Origin of the sequence: Proteus sp. PR00208, from assembly GCF_016238545.1 — a bacterium.
Taxonomy (GTDB): domain Bacteria; phylum Pseudomonadota; class Gammaproteobacteria; order Enterobacterales; family Enterobacteriaceae; genus Proteus.
In genome coordinates this window covers 40,118-59,496 of the sequence record NZ_JAEHQE010000010.1, presented here as the reverse complement: position 1 = coordinate 59,496, position 19,379 = coordinate 40,118, and the positions used below count along the sequence as shown (strand labels likewise).

Genomic DNA, 19,379 nt, shown 5'->3' with positions numbered 1-19,379 from the left:
ATTGATAAAGGAAGTAACTTATTTAATTAAAATTGTTTTTCTAATTTAAATAACACTTCATGTTGCTGATACTGATATAACCAATCCACATTGCTTAATCTTCGGGTATAACGTAATTCTATTGCGGGGTAAAACCCTAAAATAAAGGGTGATTTATTTTTAATATTAGTTGTAAAAACAAAGCTATTGTCTTTTCTTCTCTTTTTTAATAAAGGATTATAATTATTAAAGTGTTTAAATTGATATTGTAAAAAAAGAGATACTTGCCAATTTTCTAACAATGGATAATAAACGCCTGTTTTTATACCATACAGCTGATAATTTAATAAAGTGTTTTTTTTACGACCTGATTGATAATTTAATTGATTAACTAAATGCACTCTATTATTTAAATAATAGTTATGATTAGCACTATAACTAAGTCGCTGACTATTTAAATTATTTAACGCTATTTGATATTTCTTTATTTTATAATCAAAAGCTAAATTAATAGTTTGCTTTTTATTAATAAAATAAAAAAATTGTGTTTCATTTCCCCATGCTTGATATTCATATTGAGTTTGTGATTTTTTTATTTCGTAATAAGGTGTCATTAACCATTGATATTGAGGTTTTTGATAGCGATAACCCAGTTGTGTATATAATGCAAAAAAATTAGCGCTACGATGAGAGTGATAATCTATATATCGTACATAATTATAAGAAGAAAAAGTATGGTAAGAATAAATGATAACAGGTTGATAAAAAGAAAAATAATGAGTAAGGCCTGTTGATGCAATGGGTTTAGCACCTCTTAGTGTTATTTTTCTTTGAGTAGATTGAGAGACGATTTGCTCAGGTAAATCAGGAGCATGGTTAATATTATCATCATAAAAGAAGCTAAGTTGATAGAAACGTTGGCCTTGAAAATAAGAGGCTAACTTAACCCTATAAAACTCAATAGAGTGGATAATATCTTTAGGTAAATCAACCACATTGCTCAGTTGATTGAGTTGTACTTGTGCTTTTTTATATTCTCGCAAATGAAAATAAAGCTGAATTAACCCTGTTTGAGCTGGGATAAAATCGGCTTTTTGTTTAAGTTGCTGCTGATAATAAAATTCAGCATTTAAAAAATCGCCTCTGTTTTGTGCCAGTAACGCCTTTGCATAATTGACAAGTAAGACTTCATATTGAGGCAGCTGTTGATAATAAAGCAGTAATTTTTCTGCTTTCTGCCACTGCTGTTGTTGCAAATAGTGATAAAGTTGCTGACCAATTTCCGCGACACTTCTTTTATTAAATTGCTCACGCAATAATTTATCATTATTTTCTATCGCCATACTATTCAATGATAATAAAATGAGTAGTAAAGCCAATAACCGTCTTATTAAAAGTCGATAATAATTCATGGTATATCCTTATAATAAAAACCGACCTATCCCTTAAGATTGATTTATTTTTGATAAAAAAAAACAGATAACCCTATACCAGATTATCTGTTGCTAACATTTAGCTTAATGACCACTAATACCACTTTTAAAAGAATTAACCGATTGTATTACCAAACAAATTTATAATATTATTTTTGAAAAAATTAAGAAGCATCCGTGCTTGCTGTTGTTTCTTCACTTTCACTGCTATTTTTCGTACCACCAAAACCGATATCTTTTGTGTGATCCGAACTAAACACCACAATACCCGCTAACACTTCTGCGCTTTCACCAAAGAAAGCACCTTCAACAACCCCTGATGTTGTGCCTTCTTTCGCATCTGCAGAAAACGTTACTTGGTTATTTGCGGTATAAAGATTTCCACCTTCTAACTCAACTGTGCGTTGGCTATTCGCTAATGAACCTTCGATTTTCTTTTGTGAAAAATCAACATCAAACGTACCTGAAAGTAGGTTACTACCAGTGTATTGACTCATACCTGTTACCGTATAAGTCGCACTATCTGTCGGTAATGTGGTTGTCACATCTTTACCGACATAATAGGTTTGATGTGTCGCATCCGTTGCTGATGTTGTTTTTGCCCAGTCACCAAAATAGACATTAGCATCCGTGATTTTAGCAAAATGAAAAACGCCCATATCTCTATGAGTATTATTAGTTTGAATAGTATGAACACTATTACCATCAGCAACACCTCTCGCTAAAGAAGCAAAACCAATTTTTTTACCTCCCCCTATACCACTAATACCAACACCGGGTTCTCCAGCCACTGTTTTATGAGGACCATACTGTATTGCATCCGTCGCACCTACACTCATGGTGTTTAATGATCCGCTTTGATTAGAATGGATTTCTGCTTGTACAGCATGAGTGCCCATTAATATAAACAGTGCACCCATTAATTTATTCAGTTTCTTCATAATAATTTCCATATTATTTGTTTGAGGGTGTGGCTACTTATTATAAATAACAAGTAGCCACTTACAGAGATATTCATATTTTATCTTTACAGCTTCACTTTCGAATATAAAGCTTGCTGTTTCTGGCGTAGGTAATATTAAATAAATCGCTTTTATTGTAAATAACACATTTTAATTAAAAAGATTTTAATTAACCCTACTTATATGAGGAGAATTAAATTAATTAAATGATTTAACTTAATTTTTTATTTAAACACATAAAAAAACAACAAATATTCCATGTTTATTTTTGTGAACAAACTCGCAATTATTTATCTTTATTTCTTTTAAAACTAATTAATATTTATTAGGTATCTTAGCTTTATTATAAGTTATATATTGAAAATATAATCATAATTAAAATTAAAACCTTTTTTTATTCATTATATTTTATTTATTTCCTCAGAAATTATTTTTATAAAAATATCACGATCTTTATTCTGAATATTATTATTCCAAATAACACCTATTTTCCATTGTGTATACAAACCCGATAGCGGCAATAAAGTGACTTTTTGCTTGTCACAAATAAGTTCTGCATTTTTAGGCACCAATGCCATTCCTAATCCAGCAGCAACTAACGCTAACTGCGTTTGAATATCTTGCGATTGCTGTAATACACGGGGTTTGATTTGATGATGCTGCAAAAAATCATCGATTTGTTGATGCAGTTTTTTTCCTTTTTCAGGCACCAACTGAATAAGCCCAAGCGTATTAAAGTAGTGTAATGGATCATCATCAACCTCTAACACCCGAATAGTTTGCGTGGGGATTGCTAACATCAATCGCTCTTGTACTAATGAAATACCTTTTAATGGCGCTGTAACGGGTAAGCGTGAAAATGCAAGATCAAGCTCACCTAAAAGCAACTTATCTTCCATTTTGTTAGAAGGCATATCATCAATATGGACGGTAATATCAGGGTGAGCGTGATTAAATTTTGCCAATACTGGTGTAATAAAATTTAATGAGGATAAACTCAATCCTGCATAAAGTTCTGCTTTTTGGGGTTCACTTAATTGACGAGCCTGTTTTTCTAGAACTCGAGCTTCTCTCAAAACTGATTGAGATTGATTCAGTAAATACTGACCTTCAGGCGTTAATTTTGCACCATGACGTCCACGTTGAAAAAGAGTGATACCTAATTGAGATTCCAGCGTTTTTATTTGTTTAGTGAGTGCCGGCTGGCTAATACAAAGCTTTAATGAGGCTTCACCAAAATGTTCTGTTTCCGCTAAAACAACAAATGCGTTCAATAAACGTGTATCCATGATTAATCATTAATCCTACATTATTTTCCTTTATTATTATTCTAACATAAAATAAATTAATAAAATTAATAACCAAAAAATGCATTGATAAGCACTTATTCTTTACTTTTGATAACCTTTTGGAATGAAATAAGATAACAGCTAGAAATAACAGGGTTATACATCTCTGTTTCACGGAACAAATACCTTATTTTTTGGCATCATAATGGCAATCAAGGAGTATTTATGTCTGCTAAGTCCCTATTTATAATTCTTTCATTATTAGGATTATCGTTCTCTTGTTATTCAGGAGATGGACTGGTGGATAGAACATGGGGATCTTCTAGGCTTGATACGCAAAGTTATCGACAAGCATTAAGACAACCGACCGCAACCTCTCGATATACTCTTTTTAATATCACGCCAGATATGCCTGTTCCAGGTGGTGCAAGCCATTCTGATCCTCAAGGTATCCGTTATATTGCAATGAAATATGGCCCTTATGGTCAGCCTGAACACTATAAAACCTACCAAATTATGTTTTCTCACTATTCAAATAGTAGTACAAAAAAAGTTCGCTATTTAGGTGAGTTATATACTGTTGTCGGTGATATCTATTTAATTGATCCTTTTGCAACAACCAATGAATGGCAACGTGGTCGTAGCCAAATCGTTGAAGAGTACTATGAGATATTAGATGCTCACGGAAATAGAACCGGTAAAGGATTACGCTTTAATAATTGGGATAAACCAATTCATATAACTAAATGGTCATCAAATTAATATATTCTTAATCAATATTCCTTTTTATTAACTCTCTCTTAATGTCGTCATTTTTCCTTTTATTAAAATAAGTATTTTGAATATTAACCCACGTTAATACTTTCTAATTTTATATAAATAAAAAATATCAGCATATCAATAACTGACATTATTCTCTTAATTTCTATTTAATTTAATTATTTCTTTAGATAGAAGTTTAACTCACAGAAAAATTAGTTTTTATTTCACTTATCTATTTAAAATAATCATTAGCTTATGAAAATCATAGAATACTACTTCAAACAGTTTCGAACTATCGCATTACCTGATCGAGTGTATTTAAAGAATAAGTTTATTCGTAACTTAGGCTATCAACCAAACTTTAAAAAACCAACGTCACTTAATGAAAAAATCAATGCACGTATGTTATTCGATAGAAACCCAATTTATACGCGCTTAGCAGATAAAATCAAAGTCAGAGATTATGTAATAGAAAAGATTGGCCCACACTATCTGGTTCCTATCATTAACACCTATTCTCATCCTGATGAAATCGATATCACTCAACTTCCTTCACGTTTTGTACTCAAATGTAATCATGATAGTGGTAGTACAATTATCTGCCTTGATAAAGCAACGTTTGATTTTGAAAAAGCAAAGAAAAAGCTTCAATTTCATTTAAAACGTAATCTCTATCCCGTCACGCGTGAATGGCATTATAAAAATATCAAAGCTCAAATCATCTGTGAAGAATATATTGATTTATTTGACACACAAAATCCAATGATACCAACGACTTGTCGTCTTCACTGTTTTAATGGTCAGCCTCATTATGCTGAAATTGATCTTTCTGATACCAAAGGGAATGAGTATATAAATGTATATGATACAAATTGGCAGTTACAACCCATCACATTAGAAGATCCCAACACACCAGAACTTGTTGAAAAACCAATTCAATTTAAAAATATGTTGCAATTAGCCGCTAAAATGGCAAATGACTTTAATTATTGTCGAGTTGATTTTTTAATGTCTGAGAATAGGCTTATCTTTAGTGAAATGACCTTTACCCCAAATGCAGGACGTATCCCCATCAAACCTAAAGAGTGGGATTACAAGTTAGGGGCATTGTGGCCATAAAAAAGAAAAATTAAACAGGTGCCAATCGTTACATAAAAAGATTACACCTGTTTTTAAATTTTTCATTTTATTTAGTCAGTCAGTCGTTGTGGATGAGTAAAGACCGTAGCTCTTCCGCGACGGCAAAACCCCACCAGCGTAACATTATATTTATTAGCAACGTCAACCGCCAAAGAGGTCGCAGCAGAAACAGCAAATAAAATTTCTGCACCACACATAGCCGCTTTTTGTACCATTTCATAGCTTGCTCGGCTTGAGACCAATACCGCGCCTTCATGCCACTTTTCTTGTGCTTTCATACCTAAAAGCTTATCAAGTGCGACATGACGCCCGACATCTTCACATCCTCCTTGCATTTCACCTTCTGGCGACAACCAAACAGCAGCATGTGTACAACCCGTTAGCTCACCGATTTCTTGAACGGTTGTCATCTGCTCTAAGGCTTTATCAAGATTTGAAAGTGAGAACGTTTGTGTAAAAGGTAACGGTGTAATAGGTCGGAAAATCTCTTCTAGCTGTTCAGTTCCACAAATACCACAGCCAGTACGTCCTGTCATATTGCGGCGCCGCTCTTTTAATCCCATAAAGCGTCGGCTTGATAATTCAACTTGAACTTCAATGCCTCCGTTACAACTTTCCACAATTTCAATACTGCGAATTTCATTAGAAGACTCTATAATGCCCTCGGATAAAGAAAATCCGACAGCGAACAACTCTAAATTTTTAGGGCTTGCCATCATAACAACGTGAGAGATTCCGTTGTACACTAATGCAACAGGAACTTCGAGTGCAATATAATCGTCTTCTTGTATGCTAAGCGATCCTTTGTGTTGCACAATTGTTTGATCTACGCCAATGATTACACGTTTAGTTAACAATTTTGTCGATTTTGTTTCATCCATAAGATGAATTCCTAAATTTATTAATACATAATAACAATACGGGTAAAACGATTTTACACTACCTATCAGGCAATGAACCTGATCCTATTAAGGATAATAGGAATAAAAAAACAATCAGCTCCATTTTCGTGAAGAAAATCAGAGTCAGTAAAAGCAATGTATGATGAGGAGAGACCCCATGCAGGTCAGCAGAAGACAGTTCTTTAAGATCTGTGCTGGCGGTATGGCAGGTACTACAGCGGCGGCGCTCGGTTTTGCACCAGCAGTTGCGCTAGCAGGCTCACGTCAGTATAAATTACTGAGAGCCCGCGAAACCCGCAATACCTGTACGTACTGTTCTGTCGGTTGTGGACTATTAATGTATAGTCTGGGCGATGGCGCGAAAAACGCAAAAGAAACAATATTCCATATTGAAGGTGACTCAGACCATCCAGTAAACCGCGGTGCATTATGCCCTAAAGGTGCTGGTCTTGTGGATTTCATCCACAGTGAAGGTCGTTTAAAACACCCTGAATACCGTGCACCCGGCTCGGATAAATGGGTAAAACTCTCATGGGAAGAAACGTTTGATCGTATTGCGCGCTTAATCAAAAAAGACCGCGATGCCAACTTCCAGAAATTCAATAAAGAAGGTGTTGAAGTCAACCGTTGGTTAACAACGGGTATGCTTTGCGCCTCTGCAGCAAGCAATGAAACTGGGTTTTTAACTCAGAAATTCTCAAGAGCTCTTGGGATGCTGGCTGTCGATAACCAAGCGCGTGTCTGACACGGACCAACGGTAGCAAGTCTTGCTCCAACATTTGGTCGCGGTGCGATGACCAACCACTGGGTTGATATGAAAAATGCCAACCTTATCGTCGTTATGGGCGGTAATGCGGCAGAAGCACACCCTGTGGGATTCCGCTGGGCTATGGAAGCTAAAATCCATAATAACGCCAAGCTAATTGTTATTGATCCTCGCTTCACCCGTACTGCGGCTGTTGCGGATTTCTATACGCCTATTCGTTCTGGTACTGATATTACGTTCTTATCGGGCGTTATCTTATACCTGCTCGAAAATAAGAAATATCAAAAAGAATACGTTGAGGCCTATACCAACGCCAGCTTGATTGTCCGTGAAGACTATCATTTTGACGATGGTCTATTCAGTGGCTATGACGCTGAAAAACGTAAATACGACAAAACCACTTGGAACTACGAGATGGATGAAAATGGTTTCGCAAAACGCGACACCACATTACAACATCCTCGTTGTGTCTGGAATCTGTTAAAACAACACGTTAGCCGCTACACGCCTGATGTAGTTACTCAGATTTGTGGTACACCAAAAGATGATTTCTTAAAAGTCTGTGAATATATTGCTGAAACAGCAGCGAAAGATAAAACAGCATCTTTCCTGTATGCATTAGGCTGGACTCAACATACCGTTGGTGCTCAAAACATTCGTACCATGGCAATGATCCAATTACTGTTAGGTAATATGGGTATGGCTGGTGGCGGTGTTAACGCACTACGTGGTCACTCCAATATTCAAGGCTTAACTGACCTCGGCCTATTATCTCAAAGCTTACCAGGCTATATGACGCTGCCTTCTGAAAAGCAGACTTCATTAGAAACCTACTTAGCTGCAAATACGCCAAAAGCGACAGTACCGGGACAAGTTAACTACTGGGGCAATTATCCTAAATTCTTCGTCAGCATGATGAAGACATTCTATGGCGATAATGCTCAACGTGATAATGATTGGGGCTTCTCACTATTACCTAAGTGGGATAAACCTTACGATGTTCTGCAATATTTCGAGATGATGGATAAAGGTGAAGTTAATGGCTATATCTGCCAAGGCTTTAACCCTGTTGCCTCATTCCCGAATAAGAACAAAGTTATTCGTTCATTATCAAAACTGAAATTCCTTATCACTATGGATCCGCTAAACACTGAAACAGCGTGTTTTTGGCAGAATCACGGTGAAGAGAACGACGTTAAAACAGAAGATATTCAGACCGAAGTCTTCCGTCTACCAACAACCTGTTTCGCAGAAGAAGACGGTTCTATCGTTAACTCTGGTCGCTGGTTACAGTGGCACTGGAAAGGCGGTGATGCACCAGGTGTTGCTATCCCTGATGCTGAGATTTTATCTGGTATTTTCCATCGTTTACGCCAACTCTATAAAGAGGAAGGCGGTGCGATGCCAGAACAGGTGTTGAATATGACTTGGGATTACTTTGATCCTGATAATCCAACATCTGCAGAAGTTGCACAAGAAAGTAATGGTAGAGCATTAGTCGATTTAAAAGACGCTGATGGCAATATCATTCTGAAAAAAGGTCAACTGCTTAGCTCGTTTGCTCAGTTACGTGATGATGGTACAACAGCAAGTGGCTGTTGGATCTTCGCAGGTAGCTGGACAGAGAAAGGTAACCAAATGGCTAACCGTGATAACTCAGATCCATCAGGGTTGGGTAACACATTAGGTTGGGCATGGGCATGGCCTCTTAACCGTCGCATTATTTATAACCGCGCATCGGCAGACCCACAAGGTCAACCTTGGGATCCTAAACGTAAATTAATCGAATGGGATGGCAGCAAATGGACAGGTATTGATGTACCTGACTATAGCAACGCTGCACCGGGTTCTGATGTAGGGCCATTTATTATGCAGCCGGAAGGTATGGGACGTCTGTTTGCTATCGATAAGATGGCAGAAGGTCCATTCCCTGAACACTATGAGCCAATTGAAACACCATTGGGTACTAACCCACTGCACCCGAATGTGGTTTCAAACCCAGCTGCGCGTATCTTTAAAGATGACTGGGAAGATATGGGTAAAGCAGAAGATTTCCCATATGTCGGTACAACTTATCGTCTGACAGAGCATTTCCACTTCTGGACTAAGCACGCGCGCTTAAATGCGATTATTCAGCCACAACAATTTATTGAAATTGGTGAGCGTTTAGCCGCAGAAAAAGGCATTGTTCAAGGCGATACCGTTAAAGTCAGCTCAAAACGTGGTTATATCAAAGCCAAAGCGGTAGTCACTAAACGTATTAGAACCCTTGATGTTGATGGGCGCAAAGTGGATACCATTGGTATTCCTATTCACTGGGGCTTTGAAGGTGTTGCAGTGAAAGGCTTTATTGCGAATACGTTAACGCCATTCGTGGGTGATGCGAATACACAAACGCCTGAGTTTAAAGCGTTCCTTGTTAATGTGGAAAAGGTGTAAGGAGATAAATTATGTCACTGCAATCCCAAGACATTATTCGTCGCTCTGCCACCAATTCCCTTACTCCCGCGCCACAGGTGCGGGATTACAAGGAAGAAGTGGCAAAACTTATCGACGTAACAACCTGTATTGGCTGTAAAGCCTGTCAGGTTGCTTGTTCTGAATGGAACGATATTCGCGATAAAATTGGCACTAACGTTGGTGTTTACGATAACCCAACTGACCTAACGGCGAAATCATGGACAGTGATGCGCTTCTCTGAAGTTGAAGAGAACGGCAAACTGGAATGGTTGATTCGTAAAGACGGTTGTATGCACTGTGCTGATCCGGGCTGTTTAAAAGCATGCCCAGCAGAAGGTGCTATCATTCAATACGCTAATGGTATTGTTGATTTCCAATCAGAACACTGCATTGGTTGTGGTTATTGTATCGCTGGTTGTCCTTTCAATGTGCCTCGCATTAATGAAGAAGATAACCGTGCTTACAAATGTACGTTATGTGTTGACCGTGTAGAAGTCGGTCAAGAGCCTGCATGTGTGAAAACTTGCCCAACAGGCGCGATTCATTTTGGTTCGAAAGAAGCCATGATCAATCTTGCAGGTGAGCGAGTTGCAGAACTGCAAACTCGTGGTTACGACAACGCGGGTCTTTACGATCCACAAGGCGTGGGTGGTACGCACGTCATGTATGTTCTCCATCATGCTGACAAACCAAATCTGTATCATGGTTTACCAGAAAACCCAGAAATTAGCTCAACCGTTAAATTCTGGAAAGGTATCTGGAAACCATTAGCCGCTGTTGGTTTTGCCGCAACCTTCGCGGGTGCTATTTTCCATTATTTAGGTGTCGGTCCAAACCGCACAACTGAAGAAGATGAAGAAGAAGCGCTCAAAGAGATGGAAGCATCTTCTAAAACACAGACCTCTGTGAATAAGGAGGAGCAGAAATGATGAAGAAGAAAGGTGATAAAATTCTTCGCCATACCGCATCAGAGCGTATAAACCACTGGGTCGTTGTGATTGTCTTTCTGTTCACAGCAATCAGCGGATTGGGTTTCTTCTTCCCATCTCTGAACTGGTTCATGAATATTTTAGGTACACCAGAACTGTCGCGTCTGTTACACCCATTTGTGGGTAGTGCAATGGCCATTCTCTTTCTCTTTATGTTCTTCAGATACTTGAAGTATAACTTTATTGATAAAGATGACTTAGTCTGGGCTAAAAATATTCATAAAGTACTGCAAAATGAAGAAGCTGGCGATATTGGTCACTACAACCTTGGTCAGAAAGGTATTTACTGGATGTTAAGTATCAGCCTTATCTTACTGACTGTCAGTGGCATTATCATTTGGCGCCCTTATTTTGCAGAATATTTCTCGATCCCAGTGATTCGAATCGCCTTATTAGTTCACTCATTATCAGCAATCTTACTGATAATCACCGTATTTGTTCATGCTTATGCGGCGTTCTGGGTGAAAGGTTCAATTCGTAGCATGATTGAAGGCTGGGTAACTCGTGGTTGGGCTAAAAAGCATCACCCTCGTTGGTATCGTGAAATTCTCGAAGAAGAGAAAAAAGAAGCCGAAAAGCAGTCACAGAAATAATGCCCTAAAGTGTATTTCTGAACAAACGGAGGCTTGTTAGCCTCCGTTTTTTATTCAATTTACGCCCGTTTTTAAGACGTAAAAAACAATAAAATCACGCTATTATTACCCACTGTCATGGCTTCGTGTTTGCATTTGATTTATTCTGAAGCCAAACCCTGTGGGTATTCACTATAAAATTTATGATAATAGGAAGATAGAACGTTATGAGTATTCGCATCGTTCCTAAAGAGCAATTAGGTAAAGAGCAATCAGAAAAAGGAATTAGTTTTATTCCACCCGTATTATTCCCTAATCTGAAAAACCTTTATCAACGTCGTGCTGAACGTTTTCAAACACTAGCAAAAGATAATCCTTTCGCAGATTACCTTGAATTTGCGGCAGAAATTGTCAAGGCTCAAGAAAAAGCACTTCATGACAATCCATTAGTCGTCGATCTTGCCCCACTCCTTACACAGCAAGTCGGTGTAGCGCCTTTAGATAGAAAAACATTTAAACGCAGTAAACATTGGCATGCTTTATTAGCCTCGATTATTGCTGAATTACGTCCAGTTGTGCCTGAAAGTGCTACTATCACTTTAGAAAATCTCTCTAAAGCTTCTGAAACTGAATTAGAAGAAATGGCAACTGCGTTACTCAATGATGAATATTCAAAAGTCTCAGCAGATAAGTCTGTCTTTATTTGGGCAGCCTTGTCTCTTTACTGGGCACAATTAGCGGCGAATATTCCTGGTAAGGCTAAAACAGAATACGGTGAAAATCGTCAATTCTGCCCAGTTTGTAACAGTATGCCTGTGGCAAGCATGGTACAAATCGGCACAACACAAGGTTTACGCTATTTACACTGTAATTTATGTGAAACGCAGTGGCATGTTGTACGCATTAAATGCACCAACTGCGAATTAACAGGTAAATTAAATTACTGGTCTTTAGACAGCGAAAATGCGCCTGTAAAAGCAGAAAGCTGTGGTGATTGTGGAAGCTATCTGAAAATTTTATATCAAGAAAAAGATGCCAATGTGGATGCTATCGCTGACGATTTAGCGTCTATTGTTCTTGATGCAAAAATGGAAGAAGAAGGCTTTGCTCGTAGTAGCATTAATCCATTCCTGTTCCCAAATGAATAATAATTAGGTATTAGCATGACAAATGATATGCGCTCACTTTACAGCCAACTACCGTCTATTGATAAGTTACTGCACCAAGCCGACATTCAAGCCCTAGTGGCTTCTTATGGTCAGACATTTATTGCAGAGCATTTACGAAAGTTACAAGAAGAAGCGCGTATCATTATTCGTCAAGAAAATGAGTTACCACAATGGCATAACCATTGGGTGGATGAATTAAAAAATCGCATTACATTACAACGAAAATCCTCGATTAAACCTGTTTTCAATTTAACAGGTACCGTTTTACACACTAATCTAGGGCGTGCATTAATGGCAGAATCCGCCATTGAAGCAGTTAGCCAAGTTATGCGCTCACCAGCAACCTTAGAGTATTCTCTTGATGGCGCATCAAGAGGACACCGTGATCGTGCTATCGCTGATTTGTTATGTGAGTTAACGGGGGCAGAAGATGCCTGTATCGTTAATAACAACGCTGCTGCCGTTTTACTGATGCTCGCAACTGTTGCACCCAATAAAGAGGTTGTTGTTTCTCGTGGTGAATTAGTTGAGATTGGCGGTGCTTTTCGTATCCCTGATGTGATGACACAAGCAGGCTGTACACTCAAAGAAGTGGGAACAACAAACCGTACTCACCTTAAAGATTATCGTAACGCCATTAATGAGAATACTGGTTTGCTAATGAAAGTTCATACTAGCAACTATTGTATTCAAGGCTTTACCGCCGAAGTGCATGGCGATGAACTTGCCGCACTTGGTAAAGAAATGAACTTACCGACTGCTATCGATTTAGGCAGTGGCTCAATGACTAATTTAGCCGCATTAGGCTTACCTTCAGAGCCAATGCCTCAAGATTATCTACAACAAGGTATCGACCTTGTTACCTTCTCGGGTGATAAATTATTAGGTGGCCCACAAGCGGGGATAATCTTAGGTAAAAAAGTATGGATTGAGGCTATTCAACGCCATCCTTTAAAGCGTGCATTACGCGTTGATAAAATGACATTAGCTGCTTTAGGCGCCACATTACGCCTTTATCAGCAACCTGAAAAAATGGCTGTTGAAATTCCAACATTACGTTTGTTAACTCGGACACAAACAGAAATTAATGACATGGCGCAACGGTTATTGCCTCATTTTCAGGCATATTATGGGGATAATTACCATATCACGATATCCTCATGTGCTTCTCAAATAGGCAGTGGTTCGTTACCTATTGAAAGCTTACCGAGTGCAGCACTTACCTTTGAAGCCAAAAATGGAAAAGGTAGCCAGTTAGATGCGTTAGCCGCGCATTGGCGTAATTTAGAAAAGCCGATTATTGGTCGAATTACTGATGGTCGCCTGTGGCTTGATCTGCGCTGTCTTGAGGATGAAAATGCATTAATACAGGCACTTTAACTATGATTTTTGCGACGGCAGGTCACGTAGACCACGGAAAAACCACACTTATACAGGCAATTACTGGGGTAGATACTACCCATTTACCTGAAGAGAAAAAACGAGGCATGACCATTGATTTAGGTTATGCCTATTGGCGTCAAGACGATGGAACTTCAATTGGTTTTGTGGATGTTCCCGGTCATGAGAAATTCCTTTCAAATATGCTTGCTGGCGTTGGAGGGATCTCTCATGCGCTATTAATTGTGGCTTGTGACGATGGCGTTATGGCACAAACCATCGAACATATTTCTATTTTACGTCTTGCTGGCTGTCCTCAAGTTACCGTTATTCTCACCAAAGCAGATCGTGTTACCCCAGAACGAATAGAAGAAGTTCGCTCACAAACAACCGAGATGTTAGCTAATTTAGGTTGGTACGATCCTCAAATTTTTACCACCTCAGCCCCATCAGGGGAGGGAATTTCAGAGCTTCGCCACTATCTTGTTGATCTGCATCAGCAAGAACAACAACACCCTCAATGGCATAAGCGTTTTCGTTTAGCAATAGACCGTGTGTTTAGCATTAAAGGCGCGGGATTAGTTGTCACAGGAACTGCGCTTGCGGGACAAATTTCTGTTGGCGATACCTTTTGGCTAACGGGTGCAGATAAACCAGTAAGAATAAGAGCCTTACATGCACAAAATCAGCCCGTAGAACGTGCGGGTGCAGGTCATCGTATTGCAATAAACATCACAGGTGATGTCAGTAAAGAAAACGTCTCTCGTGGTGACTGGTTGCTTTCTCAAGCGCCTAATTATCAATCTTATAAAATATTAGTCAGTTTAATTGCGGATGAACCTTTAAAGCATTGGCAGCCTGTACATATTCACCACGGTACACGTCATATTACGGGTCGTGTTGCTCTTTTAAATGATGCTAATGAAACACCACAGTTAGCGGAGCTTATTCTAGATGAACCCCTTTGGCTGGTGGATAACGACAGACTTATCTTGCGTGATATCAGTGCTCAACGCACCTTAGCCGCAGCGAAAGTCTTATCTTTACACTCGCCACGTAGAGGCAAACGACAAGCTGAATTCTTAACTTGGTTACACCAACTTGATAATGCAGACAGCGTCAGTGCCAATTTAGCGTTATGTTTACCAAAAGGTGAACTCTCTCTAAGTCAGTTTTCTTGGGCTCAACAATTAACTGAAAGTGCGCTGACTCAGTTATTAGAAACCTTTGACCTAGTGAGCGTTGCTGGCGTTATTCTTTCCAAAGAGAATGCTGATAACGCAAAACAGAAATTACTCGATACACTTGAGGAATATCATCAACAACATAATGATCAAATGGGTGTGGGTCGTTCTCGTTTAAAACGGATGGCACTACCTACTTACCATGATGAATTGGTCTATTACTTAATTGATCAGTTACGTAAAGAAGGTGCTATTAGCCAAAGTCGGGGTTGGCTTCATCTTCCAACTCATGGTCTTGCTTTTTCTCCAGAACAAGATGCACTATGGCAAAATGCTAAAGTCTATTTTGAGCAATCTGAACCTTGGTGGGTACGTGATCTAGCAAATGAAATGAAAAGTGATGAGAAAGTGATCCGCTCATTATTACGTAAAGCAGCACAATTAGGTTTAATTATTCCAATTATTGCTGACCGCTACTATACACACCAATCAATAGAAAAATTTGCCTCTATCATTGTGAAATATAATGAAAGTAATGGCAGTGTCACCGCCGCGGACTTCCGTGATGAGTTATCTGTTGGGCGTAAATTAGCAGTACAAATCTTAGAGTATTTTGACCGCACTGGATTTACTCGCCGCAAAAAAGATCTTCATATTTTACGAGACAAAGGATTATTCTAAATCCAAATGTTAACTTAGGCTAAGTAAAATTATTTAGCCTATTTAAGGTTATCGCCTACAATATTTGTAAAATATCCCCTTGATTATTTATCGCTATACTCGGAAGAGATATGAAAAAAATATTAGGATGTGCTTATCTTGCACTTATTCTTATTGCCTCACTCTTTATTGTTTTTGAGAAAGCAACGTTTGTTTATACTGCACTTCTTTCCGTAGGTGCTTATTTTATTCTTTTTTCTCTTTGTTTTCTTTTATCAGCTCGTGTCTTATTTTCGGTTATTACCACCGGCACACTTTTCCTGATAACTAAGTTTATTAATCAACTCAAAGTTCATTATTACAAAGAAACATTAATGTTCTCTGATTTTGATTTGGCTTTTGATAGCTCTAATTTAGGGACATTAGGCCATTATTGGGAAGCCGGCGTTGCATTGGTTGCAATGCTAATATGGCTGATTATCAATATGTCTATTGCGTGGCATTTTTCCAAAAAATCACGCCCAGTCTTGCGTATAAGTAGCTTACTCTTAATGGTTATTGGGTTTACTACTATCCATTTCACCGTAGAAAAATGGCAAGCTGAATGGGAAGGCACACTTCCAGGAGGACGAGGTACTGTCACTAATTTAATCATGTCTGGTTACCAAACGGCTTATCACCCTCCTTATTTCAAGGAAAATGCAGATTATTTCCTTGAACAAGCGAATAAAACCTTATTGCCAGAAACGCAAACTGACATAAAACCTGATATTGTCGTTTTATTACAAGAGTCGACGGTTAATCCTCATATTTATCAATTTGATAAAGATGTTGCACTGCCTGATTTATTTATGTTTCAAAAAGATGAAAATGTCAGTGCACAAAGCCCTTTACGTGTACAAACCTTTGGTGGTGGTACTTGGCTTTCTGAATTTTCAGTATTAACAGGGTTAAATACGGATGACTTTGGTGCGCGTAAAAACTCTGTATTCTATTTTGTTGTCGATAATCTTAATGAGAGTTTATTCCGCCAACTCAAAGCAGAAGGTTATTACACGGTTTTACTCACTCCGTTTAATCGTAGTGCTTACCATGCAGGTTACGCTTATGAAAAAATGGGAATTGATGAAATCATTCAACCTCAAGAGCTTGGCTACCCTGGAATATTAGAAGAAAATCTCTGGAAAATATCGACGGTAGATATGCTAGGTTACGTTGAAGAGGTATTGAAAAAACGTACTGACAAGCCACTGTTTATATTCTCATTAACCATGTATGAACATGGTCCTTATGATGAATCACACAGAGATATGTACCAAATTACAGGTCATACAGAAAGCAGTAATGCACCGGGTAAATTTAGCCACTATATGGAAAAGATCATCACCAGTGATCCAGCAATTAAAGATTTCTCTAATTTTGTTGCACAAAGAGAAAAACCGACGATGTTCCTCTATTTTGGTGATCACCAACCCAATATTGAGCTAAAAAATTATCAATCACCTTTTAATAACCCTGCGTATATTACTCAGTTCACCTTAAGAGATAATCTATCGCAAGGTGCGCCAATAACAACGGGTGAGTTAACTGATATTAGCTTCTTAGGTGGCATGATCTTAGAGCGTGCTCGTTTGCCATTATCCCCTTTCTACAAAGCAAACATTCAAATGCGCCATTTATGTGAAGGCAAATTAAATGACTGTGAAGACGAGAAATTAGTTAACAGTTATAAAAATTATATCTACGACAAACTAAAAGTCGCTGGTGATACTGATAAATAATTTTAGTAACCTTGCATAAAAGGTGATCGGGATTATAAATCTAAAAAGATAAGTAATATCAAAAAGAAAGAGGCTAAATATTTAGCCTCTTTTTATATTTTAAGAGAATAGCGTCTCGATTATTTGCGTGTTGCTACAATCACACTGGATGCTTTCACTAACGCTAAAACATCACTGCCTTTTGCCAATTTCATCTCTTGTAAGCTTTCATTGGTGATAACCGCAGTCAGTTCTAAACCTTTCGCCGTTTCTAAATGAACAGTTGAGTTCACCGCACCCTGTACGATTTGAGTCACTTTTCCTGCAAATTGGTTACGTGCAGAGAAATTTAAACCGCAATCAGGCAGTGCTAATACAACCCACGGCGCTTTAATAATCGCAATAGCTTCGCCATCTTTTTTAATATTTAAGCTTTCACAACTTTCTTTGGTGATGATTGTAGCCAGTTTCTCACCGTGTGCTAAAGATAAAATCACTTCACTATTGACGGCACCATCAATAATATCAACAACTTTACCGACTAACTGATTGCGTGCTGAAACTTTCATTTATCCACCTCTATTGTTGATGAAAAATTATATTAATAACATTATCAAGTTATTGGGATAACTTTAGCATAAATATCATTAAATAAATTATTCTTAGATCATAGATTAAAGTTTATTTATTATTTAAATAACATAACGTTATAAACAAATAGAGATAGCGAATTACAATTAACTTATTAAAGTCGAATAAGTATAAATAATTTAGAATTTTATTTTTTTAGCACTATCGATATAAAAAATAGATAACTTAATGCCTCTCTGTATTAAAAGGAATTTAAGCTATCTATCATTCAAATTAACTAAATATACTTATTGCCCATTCTGAGCAAATGCCGCTAATAAGTGTAAAGCCGAAGAGTAATAATCTGTATCTTTACTTAAATCGACATCTTCAATAGGTGTTTTCATTGTTAAATCTCTCACTGCCATCATACCAGGAGTAAGGTTATATTCAGCGCGCTCTTGAGCATCAATACTTACCCAAGCAGGCGTCTTATAACGATCAAATTGCTGCCAATATTGCACAAAAGGTTGTAACGCTAATTCATCGTGTGCCCAAGCCAAATAGAGCGGAATACGTATTGCATCAAAGCTAAATCGTGCAGGCCATTTTTCACTAGGCTCTATCTTTCCATCTGGAAACAAACTTACCCAATCTGTTGGTAATTGATATTCACCAAACCGCATATTTCTAAGTAAAGACTGGCTATCATTAATTAACTCTTTCCAACGAACATCTTTGCTCGTGCGGTAAAAATCTTTCCATGCAGGGAAAATAAAATAGGATGGGTTAATAATAATTTCTTCTGGCGTTTTGAAGCCATTAATACCGGGTAAAAGTACAGTATAATTTTTTGTCTTAACTAAAGTATGTTCCAAAATAGCGTGTTGAATAGAATCAGAAGCTGAAAGATAACTTTCATCATTCCATTTCTCACCAGCTTTTAATAATGCCCACGCAATTAAGATATCACCATCTGTTGCATTATTAGGATCAGGAGTATGTTCACTATTTTCGGGTTCATAACGCCATTTAAATAAGCCTAAATCGCCACGATAAAGAGAAGCAGCTGTCCAGTGCCATAACTTATTAAATGTTTCATGATCATCACTCATCACAGCCATTAACATGCCATAGCCTTGACCTTCAGAGTGTGAAATATTTTTGTTAGCGCTGTCTATAACTCGCCCATCATCCTGAATATAGCGCTCTTTAAACTGTTGCCATCCTACTTGAGTATCTGCTGCCTGTATTGAGGGAGAAACCATAAGCAACAAACCTAAAAAAAAGGTAGAAAATAGATAATGACAACGAGATAAGTGCCAAAAAGACATTGCCTTTCTCTCCTGCTATTGCCGACCGCCATCTTATCTCGGTCGGCATATTGCACATTATTTCAATA

General features: G+C 37.9%; 15 protein-coding genes. 9 read left to right on the top strand and 6 right to left on the bottom strand.

Annotation, left to right across the window (positions count from 1 at the left end):
* Positions 1-26: 26 nt before the first annotated feature.
* The 3 genes from JEP36_RS08865 to JEP36_RS08855 all read right to left on the bottom strand — a co-directional run bounded on the left by JEP36_RS08865 (position 27) and on the right by JEP36_RS08855 (position 3,663).
* The gene (locus tag JEP36_RS08865) at positions 27-1,391 is read right to left on the bottom strand and encodes a surface lipoprotein assembly modifier (RefSeq protein ID WP_198630098.1); all 1,365 of its coding nucleotides are present in this window, start codon (positions 1,389-1,391) and stop codon (positions 27-29) included.
* A 185-nt stretch (positions 1,392-1,576) separates the two neighbouring features.
* Positions 1,577-2,353, bottom strand: a complete 777-nt coding sequence (locus JEP36_RS08860) for a Slam-dependent surface lipoprotein (protein ID WP_198630097.1) — start codon at positions 2,351-2,353, stop codon at positions 1,577-1,579.
* A gap of 422 nt (positions 2,354-2,775) precedes the next feature.
* Entirely contained in the window at positions 2,776-3,663 is an 888-nt protein-coding gene (locus JEP36_RS08855; protein ID WP_198630096.1) for a LysR family transcriptional regulator, read from the bottom strand.
* 225 nt (positions 3,664-3,888) lie between these two features.
* Between JEP36_RS08855 and umoA the strand changes: the two genes are divergently transcribed.
* The gene (gene umoA / locus JEP36_RS08850) at positions 3,889-4,425 is read left to right on the top strand and encodes a UmoA family flagellar biogenesis regulator (RefSeq protein WP_109373348.1); all 537 of its coding nucleotides are present in this window, start codon (positions 3,889-3,891) and stop codon (positions 4,423-4,425) included.
* Between the two features lie 255 nt (positions 4,426-4,680).
* A complete protein-coding gene (locus JEP36_RS08845; protein WP_198620285.1) occupies positions 4,681-5,544 on the top strand; it encodes an ATP-grasp fold amidoligase family protein in 864 nt (287 codons plus the stop codon).
* 71 nt (positions 5,545-5,615) lie between these two features.
* Here JEP36_RS08845 and fdhD read toward each other — a convergent pair whose 3' ends face one another.
* Positions 5,616-6,446, bottom strand: a complete 831-nt coding sequence (gene fdhD / locus JEP36_RS08840) for a formate dehydrogenase accessory sulfurtransferase FdhD (protein WP_198630095.1) — start codon at positions 6,444-6,446, stop codon at positions 5,616-5,618.
* A 178-nt stretch (positions 6,447-6,624) separates the two neighbouring features.
* Here fdhD and fdnG point away from each other — a divergent pair, with 178 nt between their 5' ends.
* From fdnG to JEP36_RS08805, 7 genes are all read left to right on the top strand, one after another.
* On the top strand, positions 6,625-9,672 hold the full coding sequence (gene fdnG, locus JEP36_RS08835) for a formate dehydrogenase-N subunit alpha (RefSeq protein ID WP_198620283.1): 3,048 nt from the start codon (positions 6,625-6,627) through the stop codon (positions 9,670-9,672).
* An 11-nt stretch (positions 9,673-9,683) separates the two neighbouring features.
* Entirely contained in the window at positions 9,684-10,622 is a 939-nt protein-coding gene (gene fdxH, locus JEP36_RS08830) for a formate dehydrogenase subunit beta (RefSeq protein WP_023583348.1), read from the top strand.
* Positions 10,619-11,275, top strand: coding sequence for a formate dehydrogenase cytochrome b556 subunit (fdoI, locus tag JEP36_RS08825; RefSeq protein ID WP_109373343.1), 657 nt, complete (start codon positions 10,619-10,621; stop codon positions 11,273-11,275). Before fdxH ends, fdoI begins: the two co-directional genes overlap by 4 nt.
* 206 nt (positions 11,276-11,481) lie before the next feature.
* Positions 11,482-12,402: a formate dehydrogenase accessory protein FdhE gene (gene fdhE / locus JEP36_RS08820; protein ID WP_109373342.1), complete on the top strand. Its 921-nt coding sequence runs from the start codon at positions 11,482-11,484 to the stop codon at positions 12,400-12,402.
* A gap of 15 nt (positions 12,403-12,417) precedes the next feature.
* The gene (gene selA / locus JEP36_RS08815; protein ID WP_198620281.1) at positions 12,418-13,803 is read left to right on the top strand and encodes an L-seryl-tRNA(Sec) selenium transferase; all 1,386 of its coding nucleotides are present in this window, start codon (positions 12,418-12,420) and stop codon (positions 13,801-13,803) included.
* 2 nt (positions 13,804-13,805) lie between these two features.
* On the top strand, positions 13,806-15,668 hold the full coding sequence (selB, locus tag JEP36_RS08810; RefSeq protein WP_198630094.1) for a selenocysteine-specific translation elongation factor: 1,863 nt from the start codon (positions 13,806-13,808) through the stop codon (positions 15,666-15,668).
* A gap of 110 nt (positions 15,669-15,778) precedes the next feature.
* Positions 15,779-17,428 carry an LTA synthase family protein gene (locus JEP36_RS08805; RefSeq protein WP_198630093.1) on the top strand — a complete coding sequence of 550 codons (1,650 nt, stop codon included), beginning with the start codon at positions 15,779-15,781 and terminating at the stop codon, positions 17,426-17,428.
* Positions 17,429-17,547: 119 nt separating this feature from the next.
* Here the strand turns inward: JEP36_RS08805 and JEP36_RS08800 are convergent, their stop codons facing one another.
* Positions 17,548-17,976 (bottom strand): TOBE domain-containing protein, encoded by a 429-nt coding sequence (locus JEP36_RS08800; RefSeq protein ID WP_196533626.1) that lies wholly within the window; start codon positions 17,974-17,976, stop codon positions 17,548-17,550.
* A gap of 309 nt (positions 17,977-18,285) precedes the next feature.
* Positions 18,286-19,311 carry a glycosyl hydrolase family 8 gene (locus JEP36_RS08795; RefSeq protein WP_196533624.1) on the bottom strand — a complete coding sequence of 342 codons (1,026 nt, stop codon included), beginning with the start codon at positions 19,309-19,311 and terminating at the stop codon, positions 18,286-18,288.
* Between the last annotated feature and the right edge of the window lie 68 nt (positions 19,312-19,379).